The organism is Epilithonimonas sp. JDS, from assembly GCF_021261315.1.
Taxonomy (GTDB): domain Bacteria; phylum Bacteroidota; class Bacteroidia; order Flavobacteriales; family Weeksellaceae; genus Epilithonimonas.
In genome coordinates this window covers 996,286-1,020,516 of record NZ_JAJSAX010000001.1, presented here as the reverse complement: position 1 = coordinate 1,020,516, position 24,231 = coordinate 996,286, and the positions used below count along the sequence as shown (strand labels likewise).

General features: G+C 37.6%; 19 protein-coding genes. 14 read left to right on the top strand and 5 right to left on the bottom strand.

The window, feature by feature from the left end; genetic code table 11:
- Position 1 precedes the first annotated feature (1 nt).
- Together LUD75_RS04820 and LUD75_RS04815 are read right to left on the bottom strand one after the other, a co-directional pair.
- Positions 2-151, bottom strand: coding sequence for a hypothetical protein (locus LUD75_RS04820; RefSeq protein WP_232704533.1), 150 nt, complete (start codon positions 149-151; stop codon positions 2-4).
- Positions 141-359, bottom strand: coding sequence for a hypothetical protein (locus tag LUD75_RS04815; protein WP_232704532.1), 219 nt, complete (start codon positions 357-359; stop codon positions 141-143). Before LUD75_RS04815 ends, LUD75_RS04820 begins: the two co-directional genes overlap by 11 nt.
- A 235-nt stretch (positions 360-594) precedes the next feature.
- On the opposite strand from LUD75_RS04815, the gene topA reads away from it, so the two are divergent.
- Positions 595-3,165, top strand: coding sequence for a type I DNA topoisomerase (topA, locus tag LUD75_RS04810; protein ID WP_232704531.1), 2,571 nt, complete (start codon positions 595-597; stop codon positions 3,163-3,165).
- A gap of 105 nt (positions 3,166-3,270) precedes the next feature.
- On the opposite strand, the gene LUD75_RS04805 is transcribed toward topA, so the two are convergent.
- From LUD75_RS04805 to LUD75_RS04795, 3 genes are all read right to left on the bottom strand, one after another.
- The gene (locus LUD75_RS04805) at positions 3,271-4,533 is read right to left on the bottom strand and encodes a DUF6161 domain-containing protein (protein WP_232704530.1); all 1,263 of its coding nucleotides are present in this window, start codon (positions 4,531-4,533) and stop codon (positions 3,271-3,273) included.
- Between the two features lie 278 nt (positions 4,534-4,811).
- Positions 4,812-5,417, bottom strand: a complete 606-nt coding sequence (locus LUD75_RS04800; protein WP_232704529.1) for a transposase — start codon at positions 5,415-5,417, stop codon at positions 4,812-4,814.
- Positions 5,418-5,721: 304 nt separating this feature from the next.
- Entirely contained in the window at positions 5,722-6,207 is a 486-nt protein-coding gene (locus LUD75_RS04795) for a hypothetical protein (RefSeq protein ID WP_232704528.1), read from the bottom strand.
- A 744-nt stretch (positions 6,208-6,951) separates the two neighbouring features.
- On the opposite strand from LUD75_RS04795, the gene LUD75_RS04790 reads away from it, so the two are divergent.
- From LUD75_RS04790 to LUD75_RS04730, 13 genes are all read left to right on the top strand, one after another.
- Entirely contained in the window at positions 6,952-8,034 is a 1,083-nt protein-coding gene (locus LUD75_RS04790) for a glycoside hydrolase family protein (RefSeq protein WP_232704527.1), read from the top strand.
- 392 nt (positions 8,035-8,426) lie between these two features.
- Positions 8,427-9,776: a hypothetical protein gene (locus tag LUD75_RS04785; RefSeq protein ID WP_232704526.1), complete on the top strand. Its 1,350-nt coding sequence runs from the start codon at positions 8,427-8,429 to the stop codon at positions 9,774-9,776.
- A 55-nt stretch (positions 9,777-9,831) separates the two neighbouring features.
- On the top strand, positions 9,832-10,959 hold the full coding sequence (locus LUD75_RS04780; RefSeq protein ID WP_232704525.1) for an EpsG family protein: 1,128 nt from the start codon (positions 9,832-9,834) through the stop codon (positions 10,957-10,959).
- A 9-nt stretch (positions 10,960-10,968) separates the two neighbouring features.
- Positions 10,969-12,525, top strand: coding sequence for an EpsG family protein (locus tag LUD75_RS04775; RefSeq protein ID WP_232704524.1), 1,557 nt, complete (start codon positions 10,969-10,971; stop codon positions 12,523-12,525).
- A 5-nt stretch (positions 12,526-12,530) separates the two neighbouring features.
- Positions 12,531-13,601 (top strand): formimidoylglutamase, encoded by a 1,071-nt coding sequence (locus tag LUD75_RS04770; RefSeq protein ID WP_232704523.1) that lies wholly within the window; start codon positions 12,531-12,533, stop codon positions 13,599-13,601.
- A 120-nt stretch (positions 13,602-13,721) separates the two neighbouring features.
- Positions 13,722-14,732, top strand: a complete 1,011-nt coding sequence (locus LUD75_RS04765) for a glycosyltransferase family 2 protein (protein WP_232704522.1) — start codon at positions 13,722-13,724, stop codon at positions 14,730-14,732.
- 27 nt (positions 14,733-14,759) lie between these two features.
- Positions 14,760-15,866 (top strand): MraY family glycosyltransferase, encoded by a 1,107-nt coding sequence (locus tag LUD75_RS04760; protein ID WP_232704521.1) that lies wholly within the window; start codon positions 14,760-14,762, stop codon positions 15,864-15,866.
- A 29-nt stretch (positions 15,867-15,895) separates the two neighbouring features.
- Positions 15,896-16,753, top strand: a complete 858-nt coding sequence (locus LUD75_RS04755) for a polysaccharide biosynthesis/export family protein (protein ID WP_232704520.1) — start codon at positions 15,896-15,898, stop codon at positions 16,751-16,753.
- Position 16,754: 1 nt separating this feature from the next.
- Complete coding sequence (locus LUD75_RS04750; protein WP_232704519.1) at positions 16,755-19,265, top strand: tyrosine-protein kinase family protein; 2,511 nt, start codon at positions 16,755-16,757, stop codon at positions 19,263-19,265.
- A gap of 178 nt (positions 19,266-19,443) precedes the next feature.
- Positions 19,444-20,238, top strand: coding sequence for a DUF6089 family protein (locus LUD75_RS04745; RefSeq protein WP_232704518.1), 795 nt, complete (start codon positions 19,444-19,446; stop codon positions 20,236-20,238).
- A 7-nt stretch (positions 20,239-20,245) separates the two neighbouring features.
- The gene (locus tag LUD75_RS04740; RefSeq protein WP_232704517.1) at positions 20,246-20,992 is read left to right on the top strand and encodes an isoprenyl transferase; all 747 of its coding nucleotides are present in this window, start codon (positions 20,246-20,248) and stop codon (positions 20,990-20,992) included.
- Positions 20,993-21,024: 32 nt separating this feature from the next.
- Complete coding sequence (gene bamA / locus LUD75_RS04735; protein ID WP_232704516.1) at positions 21,025-23,559, top strand: outer membrane protein assembly factor BamA; 2,535 nt, start codon at positions 21,025-21,027, stop codon at positions 23,557-23,559.
- Between the two features lie 22 nt (positions 23,560-23,581).
- Positions 23,582-24,211 (top strand): OmpH family outer membrane protein, encoded by a 630-nt coding sequence (locus LUD75_RS04730; RefSeq protein ID WP_232704515.1) that lies wholly within the window; start codon positions 23,582-23,584, stop codon positions 24,209-24,211.
- Positions 24,212-24,231 lie beyond the last annotated feature (20 nt).

The following is a 24,231-nucleotide window of genomic DNA, read 5'->3' as shown; positions in this document are numbered from 1 at the left end:
GTTAAGAGATAAATTGTTTCGTCTTGGATGATGAAATGTAACGAAGACTTTCCAAAAGTTCTGCAAAATCTGTTTTGATGGATGAGTATTTTTTCGCCAGTTTCTTTAGGTTCTTGTCAAAAACTGAAATGGTTTTAATATTATAGCTCATTCAAAAGTTCTTGCGCATCTCTTGCTTTTGTTTTACCTTTTTTTACAAGATTAAGCTCCTTCACAGCTTCTTGCAGGTCTAGGAGAATCTCGCTCTTGTCTTTTTTGGAAATCTGAAATTTTAACTTCAATGCTTTAGCAAATGCCTTCAAAGCATCCGCTTCTTCAGAAGTGTTGGGCTCTATGATGAAAATATCTTGTGTTGGCATTTTAATTAATGATTTAAATAACTTTAATATGATATTCAATACAAATGTAGTATTTTAAGTTTTCAAAATCAATAAATCCTCGACCGCAATGTGAAAATCTTATTCCTAAATCCATTATTCGGAAAGGATGGTTTACGGCTTTCATTGATATAATTAATAGTAACAAATTTTAAAATCGAGAGCACGAAATGAGTGGTCTAAAAAAAAACCTCTACTTTTGCAAAAATTTTTCTAGATGCCAAAAAACTTAGTGATCGTCGAATCTCCGGCAAAAGCAAAAACTATTCAGAAATATTTAGGTTCAGATTTCGAGGTCAAATCCAGCTTTGGACATATTCGCGATCTGCCTAAAAAAGGAATGGGAATCGACTTGTCGAATTTCACGCCCGACTATGAAGTGTCTGCTGATAAGAAGAAATTGGTGGCAGAATTGAAAGCCTCTGTGAAAAAAGCCGATATGGTTTGGCTTGCTTCCGATGAGGACCGTGAAGGTGAAGCGATTGCCTGGCATTTGGCAGACGAACTGAAACTTAAACCTGAAAATAGAAAAAGAATCGTTTTCCACGAGATCACCAAAAATGCGATCTTGAAAGCGATCGACAATCCAAGAGATATCGACCAGAATTTGGTCAATGCACAACAGGCAAGACGCGTTCTGGACAGAATCGTAGGTTTCGAAATGTCACCGGTTCTCTGGAAAAAAGTAAAAACCGGACTTTCTGCAGGACGTGTGCAATCTGTTGCTGTAAGATTGGTCGTTGAGAGAGAAAAAGAGATCCGCGAGTTTACGCCGAAACCAAGTTTCAAACTGGAAGGGATTTTCCTTAATAATGTACAACAGGAGATCTTGGCGAAATTGAAAAAAGATTTCGAAAAAGAATCAGATGCAGAGAACTTCCTAAATTTGGCCAAAACCACAGACTTCAAAGTTCTGAATGTGGAGACCAAACCAGGAACCAGAACAGCTTCTGCACCGTTCACGACTTCGACTTTGCAACAGGAAGCTTCTTCCAGATTGGGTTACAACGTAACTTCCACAATGCGTTTGGCGCAGAGACTTTATGAGGAAGGATTCATCACGTATATGAGAACGGATTCCGTGAATCTATCTCAGGAAGCCATCAATGGTGCTAAGGCGCAGATCATCTCAGAATACGGTGAGAATTATTCCAAACCAAGAAATTATACCACAAAATCATCTTCTGCACAGGAAGCCCACGAGGCGATCCGCCCGACAGATTTCGCTTTGAAATCCATTGGTGATGCGCAGTTGAACAAATTATACCAATTGATCTACAGACGAACTTTGGCTTCTCAAATGGAGAATGCGAAGATCGAGAAAACCGTGATCGAAATTGGAAATGCCAAGTTGCCACAACATTTCGAAGCACAAGGTGAGGTCATCATTTTTGATGGTTTCCTAAAGGCTTATGGTATTGTGAAAACAGAGGATGAAGATGACGAAAGCAACGAAAAATTGTTACCAAAAGTTTCCGTTGGCGAAGCTTTAGACTATAAAAAAATTACCGCTACAGAAAAGTTCACGAGACCATCCGCAAGATTTACGGAAGCTGGCTTGGTGAAGAAACTGGAAGAGTTAGGCATCGGTCGTCCATCGACTTATGCGCCGACCATTCAGACCATTCAGAATCGTGAGTATGTAGATAAAAGAGAACTCGAGCCACAAACGAGAGAAATCGTAAAAATGACATTGGGGAAATCTGGTGTCAAAAAAGAGGTGCTTCAGGAGAAATTTGGTGGTGATAAGAATAAATTCATCCCAACCGATATTGGTGAGGTTGTGAATGATTTCCTGACCAATAATTTTGCTGAGATCTTGGATTATGGTTTCACGGCGAAAGTGGAGGAAAGTTTTGACCACATTGCAAGTGGTGACCAGAAATGGAAAGAAATGATGACGGATTTCTATTCCAAATTCCATCCAAGGATCGAAGATGTTGAGGAAAATGCAGACCGCGCGAATGGCGAAAGAATCCTAGGTGTTGATCCGAAATCTGGTAAGAATGTTCACGCCAGGATCGGAAGATTCGGACCGATGATCCAGATCGGAGAACAAGATGACGAAGAGAAGCCGATCTTCGCCTCATTGATGGCACATCAAAATATTGCGACCATCACTTTGGAAGACGCTTTGGAAGTGTTCAGATTGCCTTTTGATTTGAAAGAAGTGGACGGACAACCGGTTGCTGTTGGTGTTGGAAGATTCGGACCTTATGTGAAATGGGGCGAGATCTACATCAGCATTCCGAAAGGTGAAGACCCGCTTTCCGTGGATCAAAACCGTGCGGAGGAGATCATCAACGAAAAGAAAGTGGCAGACGCGCCAATCGCAAGCTACAAAGGTGAACCAGTGACGAAAGGAACCGGAAGATTCGGACCGTTTATCAAATACCAAAGTATCTTCATCAACGTTCCGAAACGCTACAACTTCGATAATCTATCCCAAAGCGACATCAATGAACTCATCGATGCGAAACTGGAGAAAGAAGCCAACCGATACATCCAGCATTGGGAAGCAGAAAAGATCTCCATCGAGAATGCGAGATGGGGACCGATCGTGAAACACGGCAAGAACATCCACAAGATCCCGAAAAAGAAGGACGACACCAAGTACGAAGCAGACGAACTGAAAGACGTTTCCCTGGATGAGGTGAAAAAATGGATCACGGCGCAAGACCCAAAAGCCTTCGTTGAGAAAAAGAAACCTGCAGCCAAAAAACCAGCCACCAAAAAAGCAACCACAGCGAAGAAAGCACCGGCAAAGAAACCTGCTGCTAAGAAATAAGAGTTTTTAAACGTAAAATATTAAACCCCTTTTGAAGATTTTCAAGAGGGGTTTTTGTTTTATTATTAATTGGAGATACGAGCGTGACGCTCGCTCTAGCGGGGGTTATCTATTCGTGATTATTTTTGAAATAAAATCTGAACTGGGCATAGTTGGAGAAGAATCTTCTTTTAGTAAACCTGTGTCAGTTCTACTAAATAGAGATTGCAAAATCATTTGTCTTTCTTCATCTCTTACTTCTGTATCTTTAAGTAATGCCAGATAGAAAAAAGTTAGAGTATGTCTTTCCTCAGCATCTCGAGCTAAATGATATGAGCTAAACATATATTTAGTTATTGCTCTAATCGAATAGGCTATGATAGAGATTAAAACAATAAAGATTAGTGACCATCTTATAACCTTAATTTCATTTCCATTAAAAATGTTATCAAAAATCCATTCTGGTGCAGTAAGTAATAGTGTTGTTAAAAATAAAATAGATAAGCCTACCACACCAATTAATATATTTTTTGCAGTATTCGCTTGTTTATAATAGTTTGTTGATTTTTTTTCCCAATATCTTGCTGGTTTTTCAAGTTTTAACTTTACTTCATAAGTTTCTTCAAGATTTATTAATTTGGATAATTTCTCGTTATACCATTTTTCCCAGTCATTAGTTTTGATATTATCGTACCATCGATAAAATTCCTCTTCCTTTTCAGAAGTTAAACTGTCTATTTTTTTTACATAATTTTCAAACTCATTATTAGAATTAGCTAAATGTTCAGATAATGTTTTCTCAGATTCATTTAGGTAGTTCTCAAAATCGTTTCTAATTGCGATGATAGAGCGTTTTTCAGAATTACGTCGTTCCAAAATTGATGAAAAGTCTTTCGATAGGAATTCAAACGCTGATATTGCACCATATAAAGAATCTTTATTTGATGGGTTTTGAATTTGATTGTTTATTAGAGCTTCAAAAGCTCCCGGAAAATAGTTTGGATAGTCTCTTGAAACTTTTACCAGATATTCAATTTCAGGAAGAGAATATATTAGTGGCTTTTGACGTACATTGTTTATTCTGTTAGCAACATATTGTTGCCAATAATGATTTCTGTCACTTTCTGTTTGGCTATAAGAATTTATAAAAGTTATAATTCCTTCTTTAACTTCTTTAAAATAATTTAAACTTTGATTGAGCTCATTTGGTAAGTTACCATACTTTTCCCAACCTTTGATTTGTTGATTTACAAATTCAAATAGTGATGATACACCTACAAATTCTTTTGAATAATTAATATAATGAAAGTTTAATTTTTCTACTACATTTCTAAACCATTCTGGATTAGTGGACTCTGCAATTTTCTTCTTTAATTCGGAATTTGTCATGATATATAGTGTTATAGAAAGTTTAGAAATATGATAAATATTGTTTTTCTTTATTTTACAACATCTGTTTGTTCACTATTTCTACTCACTCTCAAATATACGCATTGCACTAATATAAAATATATTCAATTACTGTTATCCTTGGAGAAGGAAAGGACTAATGATGATCTTCTAAGTAATTACTAAATCTAATACTATAATTATTATTTCCCACTCCACCCAAAAACAATCATAAACCCCGCTGCCCCGCTGCGCAAAGTCTCCCGACTTTGAGCAAATCACTCATCATAATTATTATATTTCCAAAACTCATTCTTTTTCATCACATCAACGATTGGGTTATCCGCCAATTCAACATTTAATAATCCTTTTCCCGATACATAATTGCTTGCCGAAGAGTATATGTAGTGTTGCGCTTTTTCTACAATCCCTGCTCTTATGGGATTTAGGTGAATGTAGTTCAGTTTGTCCCACATAAAATGTAAAGAGTATATTTCTTCTGCGTGATTTCCATACTGCCAAAACTGGTAATTCTTATTTCTGCTGTGGGTTTCTGTGGCTTTTTTAAATAAGTCCAGCATCCATTCCCTTCTGCTTTCAGGTTCTGTCTGTATGGCTTCTACAATATTTTTACTGGTGAATTTTTTAAAATCTCTGATCAAATCGGATAGCTTACCATCCTTGGACTGAACTATTAAGTGAATGTGATTGCTCATAATGACATAGCCGTACAAAACCATTCCTTTTTCTCTGATACAGTAATTTAATGAAGAAATCACAATATCCTTATAAGCTTTTCTGGTGAAAATATCTACCCAATCCACTACTGTGCAAGTCACAAAGTGTGGTCTTTCCTGGTCTTTGATTGTATAGCCTTCTTTCATTTGTTTTGTGTTTTATTTTATTGTGGCGTTGCTCAAAGTCGGGAGACTTTGCGCAGCGGTATCTTTTATCGTGTAGCCGTCTTTCATTTGTTTTGTGTTTTATTTTATTGTGTCATTGCTCAAAGTCAGGAGACTTTGCGCAGCGGGAATCTTTTATCGTGTAGCCGTCTTTCATTTGTTTTGTGTTTTATTTTATTGTGTCGTTGCTCAAAGTCAGGAGACTTTGCGCAGCGGGTGATCTTTCCTGATCTTTGATTGTATAATAGCCTTCTTTCATTTGTTTTGTGTTTTATCTGTTGTTTTATTATTGCTCAAAGTCGGGAGACTTTGCGCAGCGGGATAAATTTTTCTCAGAAATTTTATTTGGTATTTTATACTCAAGTTTTTCAAATTTAGTAGAAAAAAATGATTCATTTTTTATTCTTAAATTATGTGCAACTAGGTTATTCCTGAACTTGTTTAAATCTTTCCATTGGTTGATCCTTTTTAGTCCAGGGACGTTTTTCTTTTTTACATTTAAAATTCTATCTTGATATTTTTCTTCACAAAAAGCAGGATTAAAAAAATCATTGTATTCATCTAAAAAAGAACAAAATTGAATTATTGAATAATTTGAAATTAAAGTGTGAATTGCAGGTTCTAATCCCATTTTTTCATGATAAAAATTTTCTAGTGTTTTACCTACAAACAATGAAGGATTATTATAAACTTCATTTAGAGTTTCAACGGACAAATTGATTTGCGCTTGTAAATTAAATAGAGTTTTAATTACATATTCTAATTTATGCATATTCGTTTTCGAAAATTATATTATTTACTTACTATCAAAACAAAACTTTCAGTGGTATTTTGATCTTTTATTTTAAATATCAATATCCCAAATATACCCACAATTCCCACTCCACCCAACACTCACAAAACATCTTCTGTTTCTTAAAACAAATAAAGAATCTCCTTACCTCGTCAACGAGAATCTGGAATCCATACACCTCTTCACACTTAATGATGATTATTTTCTGAGTGCCGCTTATCTAATTCTTTCAGATAATAGGTCATCACCATCAAACCACAATGCTTCGCAGAGCGCCTTTAGCTAGATTCTATCTGGTTATTAGACAAGTTTGTCTGTTTATTAGATTAATCTGTATTTCTATTAGATTAATCTGTCAGGTGATTAGACAAAGATGTCAGGTGATTAGACAAAGATGTCAGGTGATTGGACAAAGTTGTTAGGTGATTGGACAAAGGTGTTAGGTGATTAGACAAAGCTGTCTGTTTATTAGATACTTTTTGTTTTTTTTGGAGTTCAGAACCAATGAGACCGTGCTAGGACAGAAGAGGTTGAACTTGCGCTCCTCAAAATTATAGTATGCTGAATCTGAAACCTGTCTTGACACGCAGGAAAATAGATGAGCGCGAAAAGGTAGAAGTGTAATGTGCGGATTTCTGAACACAAAAGCACGAAAGGATTGAACCCCAAACCGCAGGACACTCCCCGCAACCATTTCCAGTAATTTAGCTGTAAATCAGAATTATGAATAAGCCAGGACACTTCACCCGCAAAGATTTTTTACAGACCTCAGCTTTAGGACTTGCAGCCGTGGTTTTGGGGACGTCATTCACCAAAGCATTTGATTTTTCCGAGAAGCCTTATTTCAATCTGAAACCCATCGGAAGACAGTTTTCCCTCGACGGCTACTACATCTGGTGCAGTTCCCCGATTTGGGGCGACGATGGCAAAGTCCACCTGTTCTACTCCCGATGGAAGAAGGAAAAAGGAATGGGCGGCTGGCTCAAAGGCTCCGAGATCTGCCGTGCAGAAGCAGATTCGCCTTTCTCGGAATTTCAGCACAAGCAAGTGATTCTCGCGCCAAGAGGGGAAGGATTTTGGGACGCTACGACTTGCCACAATCCATTAATTAAAAAAGTGGACGACCAATATCTTCTCTTCTTTATGGGCAATTCCAACGGGAAAACCAATACCAAAAGAATCGGACTCGCCACCTCCAAAACACTCGACGGCGACTGGACAAGACCGGATCAGCCTCTATTGCTTCCCGGAAAAGAAGGCGACTGGGACGACCATTGCACCACGAATCCGGCATTCGTGAAAGGCAATGACGGCAAGTACTGGCTGTTCTACAAATCCTGGAACACCCACGAATATGAAACCCAAAAAGGCCCGGTCCGCGGCAATCGAAAATACGGTTTGGCAAAATCCGATTCGCCAATGGGACCATACACCAAAGTCTCCGAAAATCCCGTCATTGACTTTTCAAATATGCCAAACAACGCGCAGCTGGAGGACGCTTTCATCTGGAAACAGAACGGCAAATTTCATATGATCGCGCGCGATATGGGATTCTACAACCACGAGTACGGCTTGCATCTCACAACAAAAGACGGCCTGAAATGGACAAAACCGGAGATCGCTTACCTGGAAATGAAACATTACATCACAGAGCCCACGCCGCCCAAAAACCTCAACCGCTTCGGAAGGCTGGAGCGCCCGATGCTTCTGATGAGCAAAGACGGGAAGAAGCCTCAGTTTCTGTTTGGAGCAACACAAGGCGGAAAATTTGATACGTCCACAACTTTTGTTTTCGAAATTTTGTAAGAATAGTTTAAACACTCAAACTCTCCAACCTCAAACTCTCCCACATATCAGGAGCCGGGAACCTGCTGTCCGTTGCAATTCCTCGCGCCCGGCTTTCCCATCACTTGCTGTGGGATTTCCACTACCATCAGGGCTAGGGGTTTCCATTGCAATTTGAGGTTTGTCAATATTTGAAATTGATGTAATAATCACGGCACTTCGACTCCGCTCAGTGTGACATTATAATAATAAACAATTGTATTTCGAGATGTCAGGCTGAGCATTTCGACAATGCTCAATATAAACTACGTCGAAGCCTTTTAGCAAAAAGTGGTACAATCATAAAAAACTAAAGACTTTCTGAAGTTTTATTAATATTTTTGACCATTCTAAAAACCAAAACACATTTTTGAATGGGCGAAAAATTACAATGGGCAAACTGGAAAACCTTTCCGTGGATCATTTTTTTTGTGGCGATTTTCATCTGGATTGCGATTGCTGGTGCTAATTTCTATTACCAAAGCCAGGGAGGTTTTACAGGAACCGGTCCGCTTTTCCCGATCTCCGTCATCTATCCCAACCAGTTTTTGTGGAGCGGATTTGTGTTTGCATTTTTGTTTTTAGTCGGCGGGATTTTCGCTTTCCAATACTCAGAAAAACTCAATGTTTATCTTCTCTTTTTGGTTGCCATTGCTCTTGTCGTTTTAGGAAATCTGAGTCAGGGCGATTTCGATATTGCTTTTCTGCAGCCGTTTTATTTGAAAGGAAGACAGTATTATGCCGATGCCATTAATATTACAGATGGCGCAATCTGGCTTCGGGATTTTACCAAAAATCTGGAACATTTTCAGCTTCATACCAGAACGCATCCGCCGTTTGTGACGCTTTTGCATTTCTGGATTCTGGATATTTCTAACATTGAAACTTTGGCGATTGTGTTTTTTGCAGTTGGCTGTTTGTCTTTTCCATTATTTTATCAGATTCTGGTTTATCTCGGATTCGAAGAGGCAAGAAGAAAATGGATGCTGCTTCTGTTTGCGGTGATTCCTTCCGTTAATATTTATCTGTTGGTTTCCATCGATTCTTTGGTGCTGACATCAACTTTGATATTTCTCTTAGGATTTGCAAGGATCTTTAATCAAAATAAAATTGATGTGATATCCTTTCTATTAATAAGCTTAGGATTGATCTTGACGAATCTGATAACGTTTTCCGGTTTGTTTCTGTTTGCGTTTTTAGGCTGTTTCAGTTTCTATTTTTTACTGAAAGGAAAATGGAATTTCGTCTGGCTGAGTCTGATGACGACGGTAACTTTTGCGCTAAGTTTTATTATCATTTATGCAACAGCGGGTTATAATCATTTAGAAACGTTTTTACAGGCTTCCCATTCCGAAAACCCCGATGGTTTCAGGCTTTTGCATCAGCCATTTATTTATCTGATGACAAGACTGGAAGACATTGGCGAGATTTTTCTTTTTCTGTCATTCGGCTATTTAGCGATATTCTTTTCTAAGAAATCAGGAACCGAAGTTTTTGACAATCAAAATATTAATATCTTATTTTTCTCAGCAGTAGCGGCAATCTCAGCAATGCTTCTGACGGGCGCTTACGGAACCGGAGAGACAGCGCGCGCCTGCCTGTTCCTTGTTCCTTATTTTTTGATTTTGCTGAAGGATATTAATGCTGATCAATTCAAGATGCTTTTCTATCTGTGCATCTTTCAGACTTTTGGGATGCAGATGATTGGAAATTTTTATTGGTAATAAAATAACGCCTATTTTTGACGCAAATTAAAATAAAGTTTTTCAGTTCAACTAAATGAATTTTTTACACCCAGTTTTTACCGCAGTATTTGTTTTTCTCATTCTCTACAGTTTTGTGGAGGTGTACGGAAACAATACCAAAAAGAACACCTTTGTACTTTGGTCGGTGGGAAGTTATATGGTTGTTATAATTGGGCTAAGGAATTACGTAGGTGCAGATTATCCTGTTTACAGTGAGATGTACGGTATTTACTTTCCAACGATTGATTATTCTGAACTGGTCAATAAAATGCTCTTCCGCAAAACCGATTATGATATTGAGTGGCTCTACGTTTTCCTGAATAAGATAGTCCACGAAACGGGTAGTCAGTTTTATATATTCACTCTGATTAGTGCCATTATAACGATAAGTTCAAGATTTGTAGTTTATTATAAAAATTCGGCGTTTCCTGTTTTTTCAATTCTTTTGTTTTTCATTCCGGCATATTTCATTGCGGACAGCGGGCACATGAGACAGGCGCTTGGAATGGTTGTTTGTTTCATCTCATTCAAATTTATAAAAGAAAGAAAAGTGTGGTGGTATCTGTTATGTATGTACCTCGCTTTCGGGTTTCACAAGTCTACGATTATCTTCTTGCCGGCTTATTGGCTGGCTACGGTTTCTATGAATTCCAGCAGGATTTTTTATGCCATTTTGGTTTGTGTGATTCTGTCGCCATTCAGAATATACAATCTTTTTTCTTCCTTTCTGGACACACTTTCCGTTCAGGATGTTTCTAATGGATATAATGGTTACATCAATTATGAGGCAAAATCTTCCACCTTTATGGACGGACTGATGCTGCTTTATTCATTTGTTCTTATTACTTATGATAAGGTGGCCTGCAAAAAGATATATTATTATGAATATATGAGGAATATTCTGGTAGTGGGAGTCTGTCTGTATTTTATTATGCGAGATAATCCCGTTTTTTCCACCAGACTCGTCGGCGGTTATATCAGTTTTGCGCCATTGGTGATCCCAAATATTATAGCTGCAGTAGATAATCAGAATACCAAAAAGATGCTGCATATGTTTTTTGTTGGGTTTATGATATTCTATTACTTTGTATTCGTTCAGTATCAGGGTGCTGCAGGACGGTTTACGCCTCAGACTTATCAGAACATCCTTTGGCCTAATTAACCATTAGTAATGAAAAAACAAACGATTCTTTTATTAGTGATTTTATCTTTAGGATTATTAGTTTGCTACAATATTTTTGTGGTGACTGGCTTTGCCGGACGGTATATTTATCCTTTGGATGATGCTTACATTCACCTTTCTATGGCGAAAAATTTTGCCGACTTCAGCGTCTGGGGAATCACGCAATACGAATTTTCTTCCACAACATCTTCTCCGCTCTTTACCTTTCTGTTAGCGATTTTAATAAAGGTTTTTGGTAATTGGGAATATATTCCAATGGTGGTAAATTCGATTGCCGGACTGTTTTTAATTTGGATTTCTCATAAATATCTCAAGCAATTTTCAAAATTGACTTACACGGTTTTTCTGGCTTCAATCGTATTACTAATGCCACTGCATCTGATGATAATGACCGGAATGGAGCACGTTTTCCATACCTTGACAATGGTTCTGGCTTTACTCGCATTCAAAAAATATCTGGAAAATGAAGCGCCGAGAAATTTTTCTAATCTGGCTTTGCTGGCAATTTTGGCAACAGGTTTCCGGTACGAAAGTCTGTTCTTCATTTTTTTTATGTGCGTTTATCTTTTCTTCGTCAAGAAGGAATATTTTCAGAGTATTGCATTGGGATTGTTTGCCATCACGCCGGTTTTGATTTACGGCTGGATTTCTGTGGATCACGGATCATTTTTCCTTCCTAATTCTCTGATTCTGAAAGGAAACACCAATGACGGTGTTGTCGGTTTTCTAACCAGAGTTGCCGGAAATGGCTACCGTGGAATTTCAGTGTTGATCTTGATTTTAATTTTATTAGTTCAGATTTTCATTAAATCAAAAAATCAGAATGTTTTCATTGATAAGATTAAAAATAATGCGATTCCGATTGTCGTTTTCTGTGGCTTTGCGGTTCACCTGTTATTTGCAAATTTCGGTTGGCTTATTCGTTATGAGGCTTATTTGGTGGTTGTGATTCTGTTTGCAATTGCGCCGTTTGCAGATGAGGTTTTTCAAAAGAAAATTGGAAATCAGGTTTTGAAATTTGCAATGATCATTTTGTTGCTGATTATATTCTCAATACGTTTTGTTCCAATGTTGAAAAACCAGCCGACAGCTTCCAAAAATATTTTCGACCAGCAGATTCAGCTCGCAGATTTTCTTCATCAATATTATAAAAATTCAAGAATTGTAGCGAATGACATTGGCGCTATCACATATTTCAATAACATTCATTTGCTTGATACCTACGGACTTGGAAGTATCGAAGTGGCAAAACTCCGAAAGGAAGATCACGGGAAATTCACCGATAATAAGAAACTTCAAGCATACATTTACAATACTGCGAAGCTTCAGGATTTTGAGGTCGCTTTGGTTTTTGATGCGTGGGTGAAAATGCCCGATTATTTTTCGAAAGTCGGAACGTTGACGATTCAGAATAATTATATGTCGGGAGGAACTACGGTTTCTTTCTATTCCATCAAAAAAGAAAACACAGACAAACTAAGAAATCAATTGGTAGAATTCTCGAAGAAAACGCCAAAAGATGTCATCATTAATATTATAAAATAGAATCAATGAACTTCGAAGATTTTATTATTCCGCCAAGAAAAATCCGAACCGAGAACTGGCAGATCGGAGACAAAATTAAAAATGAGATTAAGGAAGACAGCATTGTTTTGCTGTTTTTATCAGATTATAGAGGAGCGAATGGCGATGCAGACAGCCAGGAATTTACGCAGATCCGAAGAGAGTTTTACAAGCTTTCTCAACTCGATTTTGATATTCCAATCGTGGATTTGGGCGATTTGGTTTCCGGGAAAACGCCTCAGGATTCGCATTACATTTTGCAGGAAGTTTTGTCTGCCTGTCATTACAAACACGCAATTCCGGTGGTGATTGGCGGAAGCAACGATTTTGCATTTTCGCTTTTTTCGGCGCTTAGTTTTCATCAGAAAGACATCAATTATACCCAGATCAGCAATGTAGTTTCTCTGAAACAGGATGAAGAAATCCACGAGTCAAATTTCCTAAGCAAGATTTTGGGTTCCAAAAATTTCTCGATCAAAAATTACCACCACCTTGGTTATCAGAAACATCTGAACGAATCCGATTCTGTGAAATTGATTAAAGAGGTTCAGTTTGACATTGTCCGATTGGCAGAGATGATGAATTCTACCGAGAAAACCGAACCATATTTCCGAAAAGCAGATTTGGTAACGATTAACTGTGATGCTGTCGAAAGTTTTAACGAGGCTTTTTCCATCAATCCGCAAGTTAACGGTCTTAATAAAAGGGAAGTTTGTGCTTATATGAAAGAAATCGGACTTGGCGAAAAACTAAAGTCGGTCGGGATTTTCAATTATAATATTTATTCAGATTCTCAGCTCAATCACCAGCTTTTGGCGCAGATGCTTTGGTATTTGATTGAGGGAATCAATATCCAAAGATCGCATCCGAAAGAAAAATCATTCGAAACGTTTTTTGTTTTGATAAAAGATGAGCAATACGCTTTCAAACGTGATGTTTTCAGCAATCTCTGGTATTTTGGCGAGGATGAGAATATTGACAACTGCATTCCTTGTTCGCGTTCAGATTTTGATGAGGCGAAAAGAGGTTTTTTGAGTCCGAGATTTACAAGAAATTAAATAACATCATTCAAGAAAAGCTCCGCAGGAGTCAAATGTTTGTAGAAAAAGTATAACCAAAGAATTTAGAGCAACGTAGTTGCGATACATCAAAATTAGTTTAAAGACTTATAATTAATAATGACAAATCAAAATTCCGACATCAAAGTTTCCGTCATCGTTCCAGTTTATAACGTCCAATTATATCTGGAAAAATGCCTGTTGTCGTTAGTCAATCAAACTTTGAAGGAAATTGAAATTTTGGTCATCAACGACGGAAGCAAGGACAAATCGCAACAAATTATTGAAGATTTTCAACAAAAATTTCCGAATCAAATTTTTGGTTTCAACAAGGAAAATGGCGGCTTGAGTGATGCGCGAAATTTCGGAATTGACAGAGCAAAAGGCCAATATTTAGGATTTGTAGACAGCGACGATTATGTTTGCGATACGATGTTTGAAGAGATGTACAATCTGGCTGAAAAGCATCAGGCGGAGATGGCGATCTGCAATCTTCAAAAAGTGGATGAAGAAGGAGCTGTCACTCAAAAACTGACCCAACTTCCCGGATTTCCCGAGAAAATTGTACTTGAAAATCATCTGTCTGTTTTTTCGGATATTTCTTATTTTGCTTGTAATAAACTCTTTAGAAGAGATTTGTTTAATGAAAAAAGATTCAGAAAAGGGATTCATTTTGAAGATATAGAACTGATTCCACAGCTTCTATTAAAGTGTAATGTATTGGCTTTCACGCCCAATTTTCATTATCAATATCTTGAAAGACAGGATTCTATCAGCAAAAGTCACACGATGAAAGGACTTGATATTTTGAAAGCTGTGGAAACTGTTGAGATTTCATTTAACAAAAGCAGATTTTCGGATCAGAAAACAGCGTTGAAGAATTTTCAGATTCTCGAAGGCGTTTACACTTTTCTGGCTTATTTGGCTTTTGTAAAAAAAGATTCGGATTTTTACAAAATGTCACACGTTTTAGATGAATTTGTGATAAGTAAAGGCTTGAAAACTAAAGAAATCTTGCAATTTAATCGGTTTGGTAAGAATTATCTGTTATCTTTGCCACTGAAAAAAAAATTATATTACCTCTTATACTTTTTCGGTTTTAAGGGTCTTATCAGGAGATTAATAAAGTAGAAATTGAAATCCAGAAAATAGTCACAAATGAACAATTTCCAAGTTTTTCTAGAAAGTTACGGGATCTCTTTTTTCTATTTCAAGATGATTTTGGGATTTTCATTTTCATTTCTGATCACCTATCTTGCTATTCCAACCATTATCAAAATTTCCAGACGTAAAAATCTGATGGACGAGCCGGGCGCCAGAAGTTCCCATCTCAGAAAGATTCCAAATCTTGGTGGCATCGCAGTTTTTTTCTCACTAGGAGTTTGCGCTCCGATTTTTGCTTACGAATTATTTGACCGCTACAAATTCCTTTTCGCCTCATTTATTATTCTGTTTTTTGTTGGCGTGATGGATGATATTATGGTTTTGCGGGCTTATAAAAAATTGGTCGCTCAGATTTTGGTTTCAGCCCTGATGGTGATTGGTTCTGATGTAAGAATCAGAAGTCTTTTCGGCGTTTTTGGGGTGTATGAGATCAATTATTTCATCAGCGTAATGTTCAGTTTGATGACCTTCATTATTTTGATTAATGCATTTAATCTGATTGATGGGATTGACGGACTGGCAGGCAGCTACACCGTCGTCACAAGTGCATTGTTCGGGATTAGTTTCTACAGACTTGGCAGTGCTAATGATCCTCTGGTTGTTCTGTGTGCCATCATCATCGCCGCATCTCTAGGGTTTTTGATTTATAATCTTTCCAATAAGAGAAGCACGAAAATCTTTATGGGCGACACAGGTTCTATGATTCTGGGATTTTTGCTGGCTTTCACAGGAATTTCGTTTATTGATATTTTCATTGAGAAGCGGAATGAGGTTTTTTATCACCTTCAGGCAGCGCCAGTCATTGCAGTTGCTATTTTGATTCTTCCGATTATTGATACCATTACGGTTATCATTACCAGATTGTACCACGGGAAGTCTGTTTTGTCAGCTGATAAAAATCACATCCATCACAAATTACTGAATCTTGGTTTGACGCATCGCCGATCCACAGCATACATCATCACTTATTTTTTATTAATCATAGTGGTGGCTTATTTTTTAAGACATCTGGATGTAAATCAGCTGTTAATGATCGTTATGACACTTGGTTTTCTTGGTGCTTATTTACCGATCGTTTTATTAAAGTTCAAAAAAGATTAAAATAATTATATTTTTGTAAAAAATTATTAATGAGAAAGCGTTATTTGTTTAACATATTTTTATTGCTGACTGTTGTAGGATTGTCTTCTTGTATTATACAGAAAGATATTCGTTATTTGCAGCCAAGCGAGAGTCTTACCATCAATGAAGAAGGTTTGGTTCCGTACAATGTTCCGGAATACAGAATTACAAAAGGAGACATTTTGACTCTGAATGTAGTGACGACTCCAAAAGGAGATGCAGCTCAGTTTTATTCTTCACTCAATGCTTCTGCAGGCACAGGTGGATCTCAGACAGCTGGTGGCGGTGCTTCAGCTGGTGGCGGCGGAACTGGCGGTAATCCCACATTCTATTTCAATGGATTGAAAGTTGATTCCAATGGAGATGTCAATGTTTTTGGAATTGGATATGTTAAAGCAGAAGGCCGGACAGTAGAAGATATGACTAAAGAAATTCAGACCCGTGTCAATGAAAATTTTTTACAAGGAAAAGCAGAAGCAAGATTGAATCTTGACGGAATAAGATATTATGTGCTTGGGGATATAGAAAGCACGGAGGTTACAGGCGAAAAAGTAGCGTATGTCACTCAGTTGAACATTATGCAGGCTCTTGCAATGAATGGTGGATTGAACCGTACAGTGGACAGAAAAAATATCACAATACATAGAAAATATCCTGAAGGAATCAAAACCGCAAAACTCGATCTGACCAGAGAAGATGCCATGAATTCACCCTATTATTGGTTGCAGAATGGCGATATCATTTATCTGAATACCAACGGGAAAAGCATCAATGGATTTGGCAAAGAACCAATTCAGACTTTGACAACAGGAGTTTCTGTGCTTACAACAGTAATGTCTATTTATTTAATTCTTAAGACGTTATAATATGATTCCTGATAAAAACGGAAAGGCCGCGCAAGACACCGCTCAGAATGCTGAGAAAATGGGTTCATTCAGTTTGTTTGATCCGCTTCACTTTGCGCAGAGAGTTCTGAAGAATTGGTATTGGTTTGTACTTTTGGGATTTTTAGGATACTGCATTTCTTTTGTATACAGCAAGTACTACGCTCAGAGGGTTTATTCATCAAGTCTTTCGCTAAGTATTTCAAACAATACTTCAAGCTATTTTACACCAAATCAATCCATCAATTTCATTTGGGGACAAGGCGGAAACCAGGACGGAGTCTATCTGAAAAAGATCTTATTATCGCGAAGTCATAATGAATATTTGGTGAAAAAATTGGATCTTAATACCAATTACACTACTAGAGGATTGATCAAAACCACCTATTTGGATAAGGAAGACAGTCCTGTTTTTTTAGAAATCGATAAAGACCATTTGCAGCAGGTTAATTTCCCAATCAACATCATTCCGAAAAAAGATAATCAGTATGAAATCATTTTGCCGGAAGAAGGAATTTCCAACAATCTGTACAACTATAATACGGAAAGTGTAGAATCAATTCCGGCCTATCCAAGACCGAAGAATAGAATTTTGAAGGTAAATGAATGGTATGAATCGCCGAATTTCAAATTCAGATTAGTTCCGAATCCTGTGCCTAACAATCTGGGACTGGATAATATTATGGTGACACTGATTCCTGTGAATCAGGCCGTAAATAACATTGTGGGAAGTCTTTTTGTTGAGTTTGATAAGGAATTGTCTTCCATTATGGTCATTAGCAAAACTGGTTTTAACCTAAACAGTACAGTTAATTTCCTCAATAATTCTGTACAGGAACTTATCAAAAAAAGATTGCTGGATCAGAATACCGTAGATCAGAATACAGTGGAATACTTGAATGATAATATTACGAAAATCAGGAAAAAACTGGATTCCAGCGGCTCTGTTCTTAATAATCTGAAGATCAACAATCGTCTTTTCGATATGGAAAATATCGATTCCAAGACTTTGTCAAAATTAACGGATCTGGAGACTCAGAAAGCTGAACTCGTGACAAAAATCAATTCGCTGAATGACATAAGAGCTTCTGTAAGTACCAACAGCATTGAAAAAATTATCAGTTTAAATCTTGCAGGCATCGAAGACGGCAGTTTCAACGCTTCTGTTTCTGAATTGAAAGCGCTGTATGCAAAAAGGCGGGAAATGGCGCAAATCTATACGCCAAACTCCGAGCCTATGCGGGAAATCAACAGGTTGATCAATGAAGCTAAATATACGTCGCAAAGCGGACTGAAAAAATATTTTCAGGGATATAGCGACAAGCTTGCAACGCTTAATGGAGATATTGGAAAGATAGATCAGGAGCTGGTGACATTGCCGGAAAAACAGAGGATTTTCCTGGATGCTCAGCGTGGCTACAATATCATCGAAAATACTTACAATACGTTGTTGACAGAACAGGCAAAATCCCAGATGCGTGTCGCAACCAACCAAAGTAATCTCACAATTATTGATAAAGCTAAAAATCTGGGACAGGGACCAATCGCTCCCGATGTCAAATCTACTCAGATGCAGATTATTGGAGGGTTATTATTCATCCCACTTCTGTTCTTAGTTATAGGTGAATTATTGGATAATAAGATCAGAAACATTAAAGAACTTCTTTCTGCAACCAAAATTCCGCTTCTTGGCGTTATTGGACATAATAATTATGAAACCAATTTAACAGTTCTGGAAGAGCCTAAATCTTCCATTTCTGAGGCATTCAGGGCTATCAGAGCCAATCTGAGATTCCTGTTTGATGAGGAGCAGAAAAGCAAAGTCATTCTGGTAACTTCATCCATCAGTGGAGAAGGAAAAACCTATGTCTCTATTAACATTGCTTCCGTCCTGGGACTTAGCGGGAAAAAAGCTGTTTTGCTGGGAATGGATCTTAGAAAACCGAAAATCTTCGGCGATTTTAAAATCAACAACAAAAACGGAATATCAAACTATCTCACAGGTCAGGTAGAACTTAATGAAATTATCAATCACACCAGCATTCCGGGATTAGACGTTATCACATCAGGACCAATTCCGCCAAACCCATCCGAATTGCTGATGAGTGACAACAACATGAAATTCATAGAACAGTTGAAGGAAATCTATGAATATGTCATTATAGATTCACCGCCGGTAGGATTGGTAGCTGATTCTTTTGAATTGATCAAAAAAGCTGATACAACGATCTATGTAGTACGACACGAGTACACTGAAAAACATATGCTGAGAATGATCAGCGAAAAGTACTTTAACAAAGAAGTGACGAATCTGGGATTGGTTTACAATGATTTTACCGTAAAACAAGGCTATGGTTACGGCTATGGCTATGGCTACGGGTATGGTTACGGCTACGGATATGGCTACGGTTATTTTGATGAAGACAAAAATTACAAAGAACCGACGATCATCAAAATCAGAAACAAACTGAAATCATTTTTTAACAGAAAATAAGAGCCTTGCAAAAGGCTTTTATTTTTTTTACAGACTATTTTGCAGATATGTTCGTTTTTATAACAATAATTTATATTTTTTCACCCTTATTTAACTTATCATTAAGAAGTTCCTTAAACTAAAAATGTTTTATATTTGCACCAAATTTTTGACTAATAGACGTTTCAGTATATTGAAAATGAAGAAAGAACTCGCTTATTCCTTTATCGCCCTGTTTTGTTTTCTCAGCTTTGCCAATGCGCAAAGACATGAGATTGGGGTGCAGATGGGTATGAGCAACCTTGTAGGAGATATCGGCCGCACCAATTATGTGCTCCAGAAACCAATCGGAAGCATTTCGGATTACGGATTGCCATTTTACGGCGGGATTCTTTACAGGATGAATTTTAATCCTTATCAATCTATGAGGCTTAACTTAGGTTACAGCAACATACAGTTTGATGACCGATATGCCAATGAAAATTACAGAAGAATGAGACAATTGCGAGGTACCAATTCGGTATTCTCCGCAGATTTGCTTTTCGAGTACAATTTTTTACCTGTGAATGATGAGCAGAAGAGTATGATCAGCCCTTATATTTTTGGAGGTGTATCCGGATTGTATATGAATGCTGCGAAACCACAGCTTAATATTGTTTCTGCTTCTAATGTGCAGGTGAGCTACACACAGGAAAAAGCATTTACGATGGCTATTCCTTTTGGAGTTGGACTCAAATATAAATTTAATTACAACTGGGCATTGTCCGGCGAATTTACTTTCCGCCCGACATTCTCAGATCAGGTGGATTACAGCATGCTGAAAGAGGAAGATATCAAAGTGAAATCAGCACTAAGTGATGAAGGTACTGCAGTAGTAGTTCAGGATTTTATCAACCAAAGAACTATTGGAAATCCAAATTCAAAAGATTGGATCAATTCTGCAACATTAATTTTGTCTTACTCTTTTGGAAGACCGCCTTGCTATTGTAAATAATGTAACTATGCAGGATCTAAAAACACTTATAAACAAAGATAAACTCCCTCAGCACGTCGCTGTGATTATGGATGGAAACGGCAGATGGGCAAAATCCAGAGGCGAAGAAAGAACCTTCGGACACAGGAATGCTATCAATGCGGTTCGTAATGTCATCAATGCCTGTAACGAAGTTCATATTCCGTACCTTACACTCTACACCTTTTCCTCAGAAAACTGGAACAGACCAAAAGAGGAAGTGGATACATTAATGAATCTTTTATCAGAAACATTATTGCTGGAGGCCGAAGAGATATTTTCCAAAGGACTGAGAATGCACGTCATAGGAGATGTGAGCCAGTTACCAGAGTTGGTCAGAGATCAATTATTAAATGTAATTGACCTTACTAAAAACAATAAAAACGGAAATCTGATCCTTGCACTGAACTACGGTTCCCAAAAAGAAATCCTGAAAGCTGTAAAAGAAATCAGCCAGGAAGTAAAAGACGGAAACCTGAATGTGGATGAGATTGATGAAAAATGCTTTGAAAATCATCTGTACACCAAAGATTTTCCGCAAGTAGATCTGATGATCAGAACCAGCGGCGAAGTCCGAATCAGCAACTTCCTGCTTTGGCAGATTGCCTACGCAGAGCTGCAGTTTTTGGATGTGCTTTGGCCGGATTTTACAAAAGATACATTTTTCCAGTGCATCTTAGATTATCAAAATAAGGAAAGAAGATACGGAAAAACCAGCGAGCAGCTGCTTTCATAAAACTATATTTAGAAAAGAGAACTTCAATAAGAATGAGATTAAGATTTATACCCATTATTTTGTTTACAGCTTCGGCGTATTTCCACGCACAGGTTGTTCCACAGGGTAACAATGCAGAAAACACAGAACTTGCAGCAAACCAAAACCAAGAGTACGTTCTAAAAGATATCGTGGTAGACGGTGTCAAAAGATACACGCCAGCTCAGATTTTGCGTTTCACAGGCTTGGTGAAAGGAGAGAAGTTAGAAATTCCCGGGCAGAGAGTCAGCAATGCTATCAAGAAACTTTGGGAAACACAGTCTTTTTCTAAAGTCGAGGTTTATATCCAGGACGTTGAAGGCCAGAATGTGGTCCTGCAATTTTCCTTACAAGACCTGAAAGAACTTGGAGAAGTCAAATTTACAGGTAAAGGTATCGGAAAGTCCAAAAATGAAAAACTCATCAAGGACAACAATCTGAAACCGGGAACTAAAATCAATAATAATTTGGTTTCCAGTCTGCAAAACAAAATTCCTCAGGAATATATAGCAAAAGGATTTGCCGATGCCAAGATTAATATCGTCGAAAAAGCTAACGGTGGAGATGCCAATCTGGTAGACTGGACAATAGAAGTAGCAAAAGGCAAAAAAGTTAAAATCGATAAAATCGAATTTGACGGAAATACAAGCGTTACAGACAGAAAACTGAGAAACAAAGGTTTCAAAGATACCAAACAGAAGAGATTCCTTTTGGGGATTTTGAAACCGTCAAAATTTGTTCAGGACAAATATGATGAGGACAAGAAAAACCTGATCAGTTATTATAATTCATTAGGTTTCCGTGATGCGACAATCGTTTCAGATTCTGTAACCAGAAATAAGAAAGGTTATAACATCAATATCAAACTTAATGAAGGTAAAAAGTATTACATCGGCGATATCAATTTCATCGGTAATACGACTTTTACTACGGAATTTTTGCAGAGAATTTTAGGTTATAAAACCGGAGATATCTATGATGCAGTAGGATTCAACAAAAAAGTTGGAGATGATGGTGGTAAGGAAGATGATTCTGATATCAAATCCATTTATATGAACAATGGATTCCTTTTCTCAAACGTAACGCCGATAGAAAAATCTGTGAAAGGAGATTCTATCAATCTGGAAATCAGAATCAACGAAGGTGAAAAAGCTACTTGGAATCGTGTAACCTGGTCTGGAAATACAACGACTCATGACCACGTGATCCTGAGAGCTCTTCGTACAAAACCGGGCGCTTTGTTTGCTAAAACAGACATCAAGAGAACCTACTTTGAATTGGCAGGGATGCAGTTTTTTGATCCTCAGCAAATCGGTACAGATGTGAAACCAAATCCTCAGGACAATACGGTAAATATGCACTGGACGCTTGTGGAGAAAGGATCTTCTCAGGTTCAGTTGCAAGCCGGTTACGGTGGTGGGTCTTTCATTGGAACATTAGGTTTGACCTTCAACAACTTTTCTTTGAAAAACTTTTTGAAGTTCAAAGATTTTAAACCGGTTCCTCAGGGTGATGGGCAGACATTGTCTCTTCAGGCGCAGGCAGGGCAGTATTTTACCAATTACGGAATCTCGTTTGTAGAACCTTGGGTTTTCGGAACCAGACCAACTTCCCTTAGTGTTGGATTAAATTATTCAAATGTGAATTATTCACTATCAACCGGAGATCAGAAAATGGATATTTTCTCTGCAAATGCAGGTTTGACAAGAATGCTTAAATGGCCGGATGATTATTTCTCTCTTTACACAGGGGTTCAGTTTCAGAGCTATAAATTCAGCAATTATCCGTTCAACTTCGGAGATCAGGTAGAATATAACGGAAATACGAAATCATTCAGTTTTAATATTGGATTGAGCAGAAACTCTGCCGGATTAGATCCCGTGTTTCCAACTTATGGTTCCAATCTGGAAGCGTCTTTGAAATTTACACCGCCATATTCTTGGTTTAGTAACAAAGATTATTCTACAATGAGTACATTAGAAAAGTACAAATGGATGGAATTCTACAAAGTGAAGTTGAAAGCAGATTTCTATAATGAAGTGATCGGAAAATTAGTTCTGAGAACAACAGGGGAAATGGGTTATCTTAATGGATACAGCAAAGAACTAGGCCCACCACCATTTGAAAGATATTATGTAGGAGGTGTTGGATTGTTTAATGGTAGATATGATGGTAGAGAATTAGTACCTTTGAGAGGATATGAAAATGCTTCTTCTACAGGTTTCAGTTCATCCTCAACTTATGACATCACGCCTTACGGTGGAGCAACCATCTACAACAGATTTGCAGCAGAACTTAGATATCCGATTTCTATGAACCAAACGGCAAAGATTTTCGTTTTGACATTTGTAGAAGCAGGTAATGCTTGGAACAGCTTCGGAACTTATAATCCATTCAAACTGAAAAGATCAGCGGGTCTTGGTATCAGAGTATCGATGTCAGCATTCGGATTGATCGGGTTTGACTTCGCTTACGGATTTGATAAAACTTTAGGCAGCACAGATCCTTCAGGATGGCAGCAGCACTTCTTGATGAATCAACCATTATAAAATAATTTTTTATTTTTACACGATGAAAAAAATAGCTTTAATTGTAACAATCCTTTTCACCGGCACACTGATCTATTCACAGAAGATCGGCGTTGTTGATACAAATTACGTTTTGAGCAAACTGCCTCAGTACAAAGAAGCAGAGAACAGGCTTAATACGCAGGTGACCCAATGGCAGTCAGATCTTCAAAGACTGCAGGCGGAATATGAGAGAAAGAGAGAAGCCTTTGAAAATGAAAAAGTACTTCTTGTAGGAGATCAGCTGAAGCTGAGAGAAAAGGAAGTGGTAGATATGGAAACCAGTATCCGCAACACGATTGGAGCAAGATTTGGAACAAATGGTGAGGTCAATCAACTCAGATCAAACCTTACAAAACCTTTTCAGGATCAGATCTGGAATGCGATCAAAACAGTATCTACAAAGAATAATCTGGGCATAGTTCTTGATAAAAGCAACAACATCAGTGTCATTTTCTTAGATAAAAAATATGACTATACAGAGGCTGTTTTAAATCTCTTGGGTAAGACGCTTCCTAAGACAGAAGAAACTAAAAGTAATACCAGACCGGGTGTTAACGAAGGTGGAAGAACAGCACCAAAAGTAAAAGGTGCAATGCAGAGGAAAGCAAAAACTGCAGAATCAAGTAAATAAAATTAAATATAAATTATAAA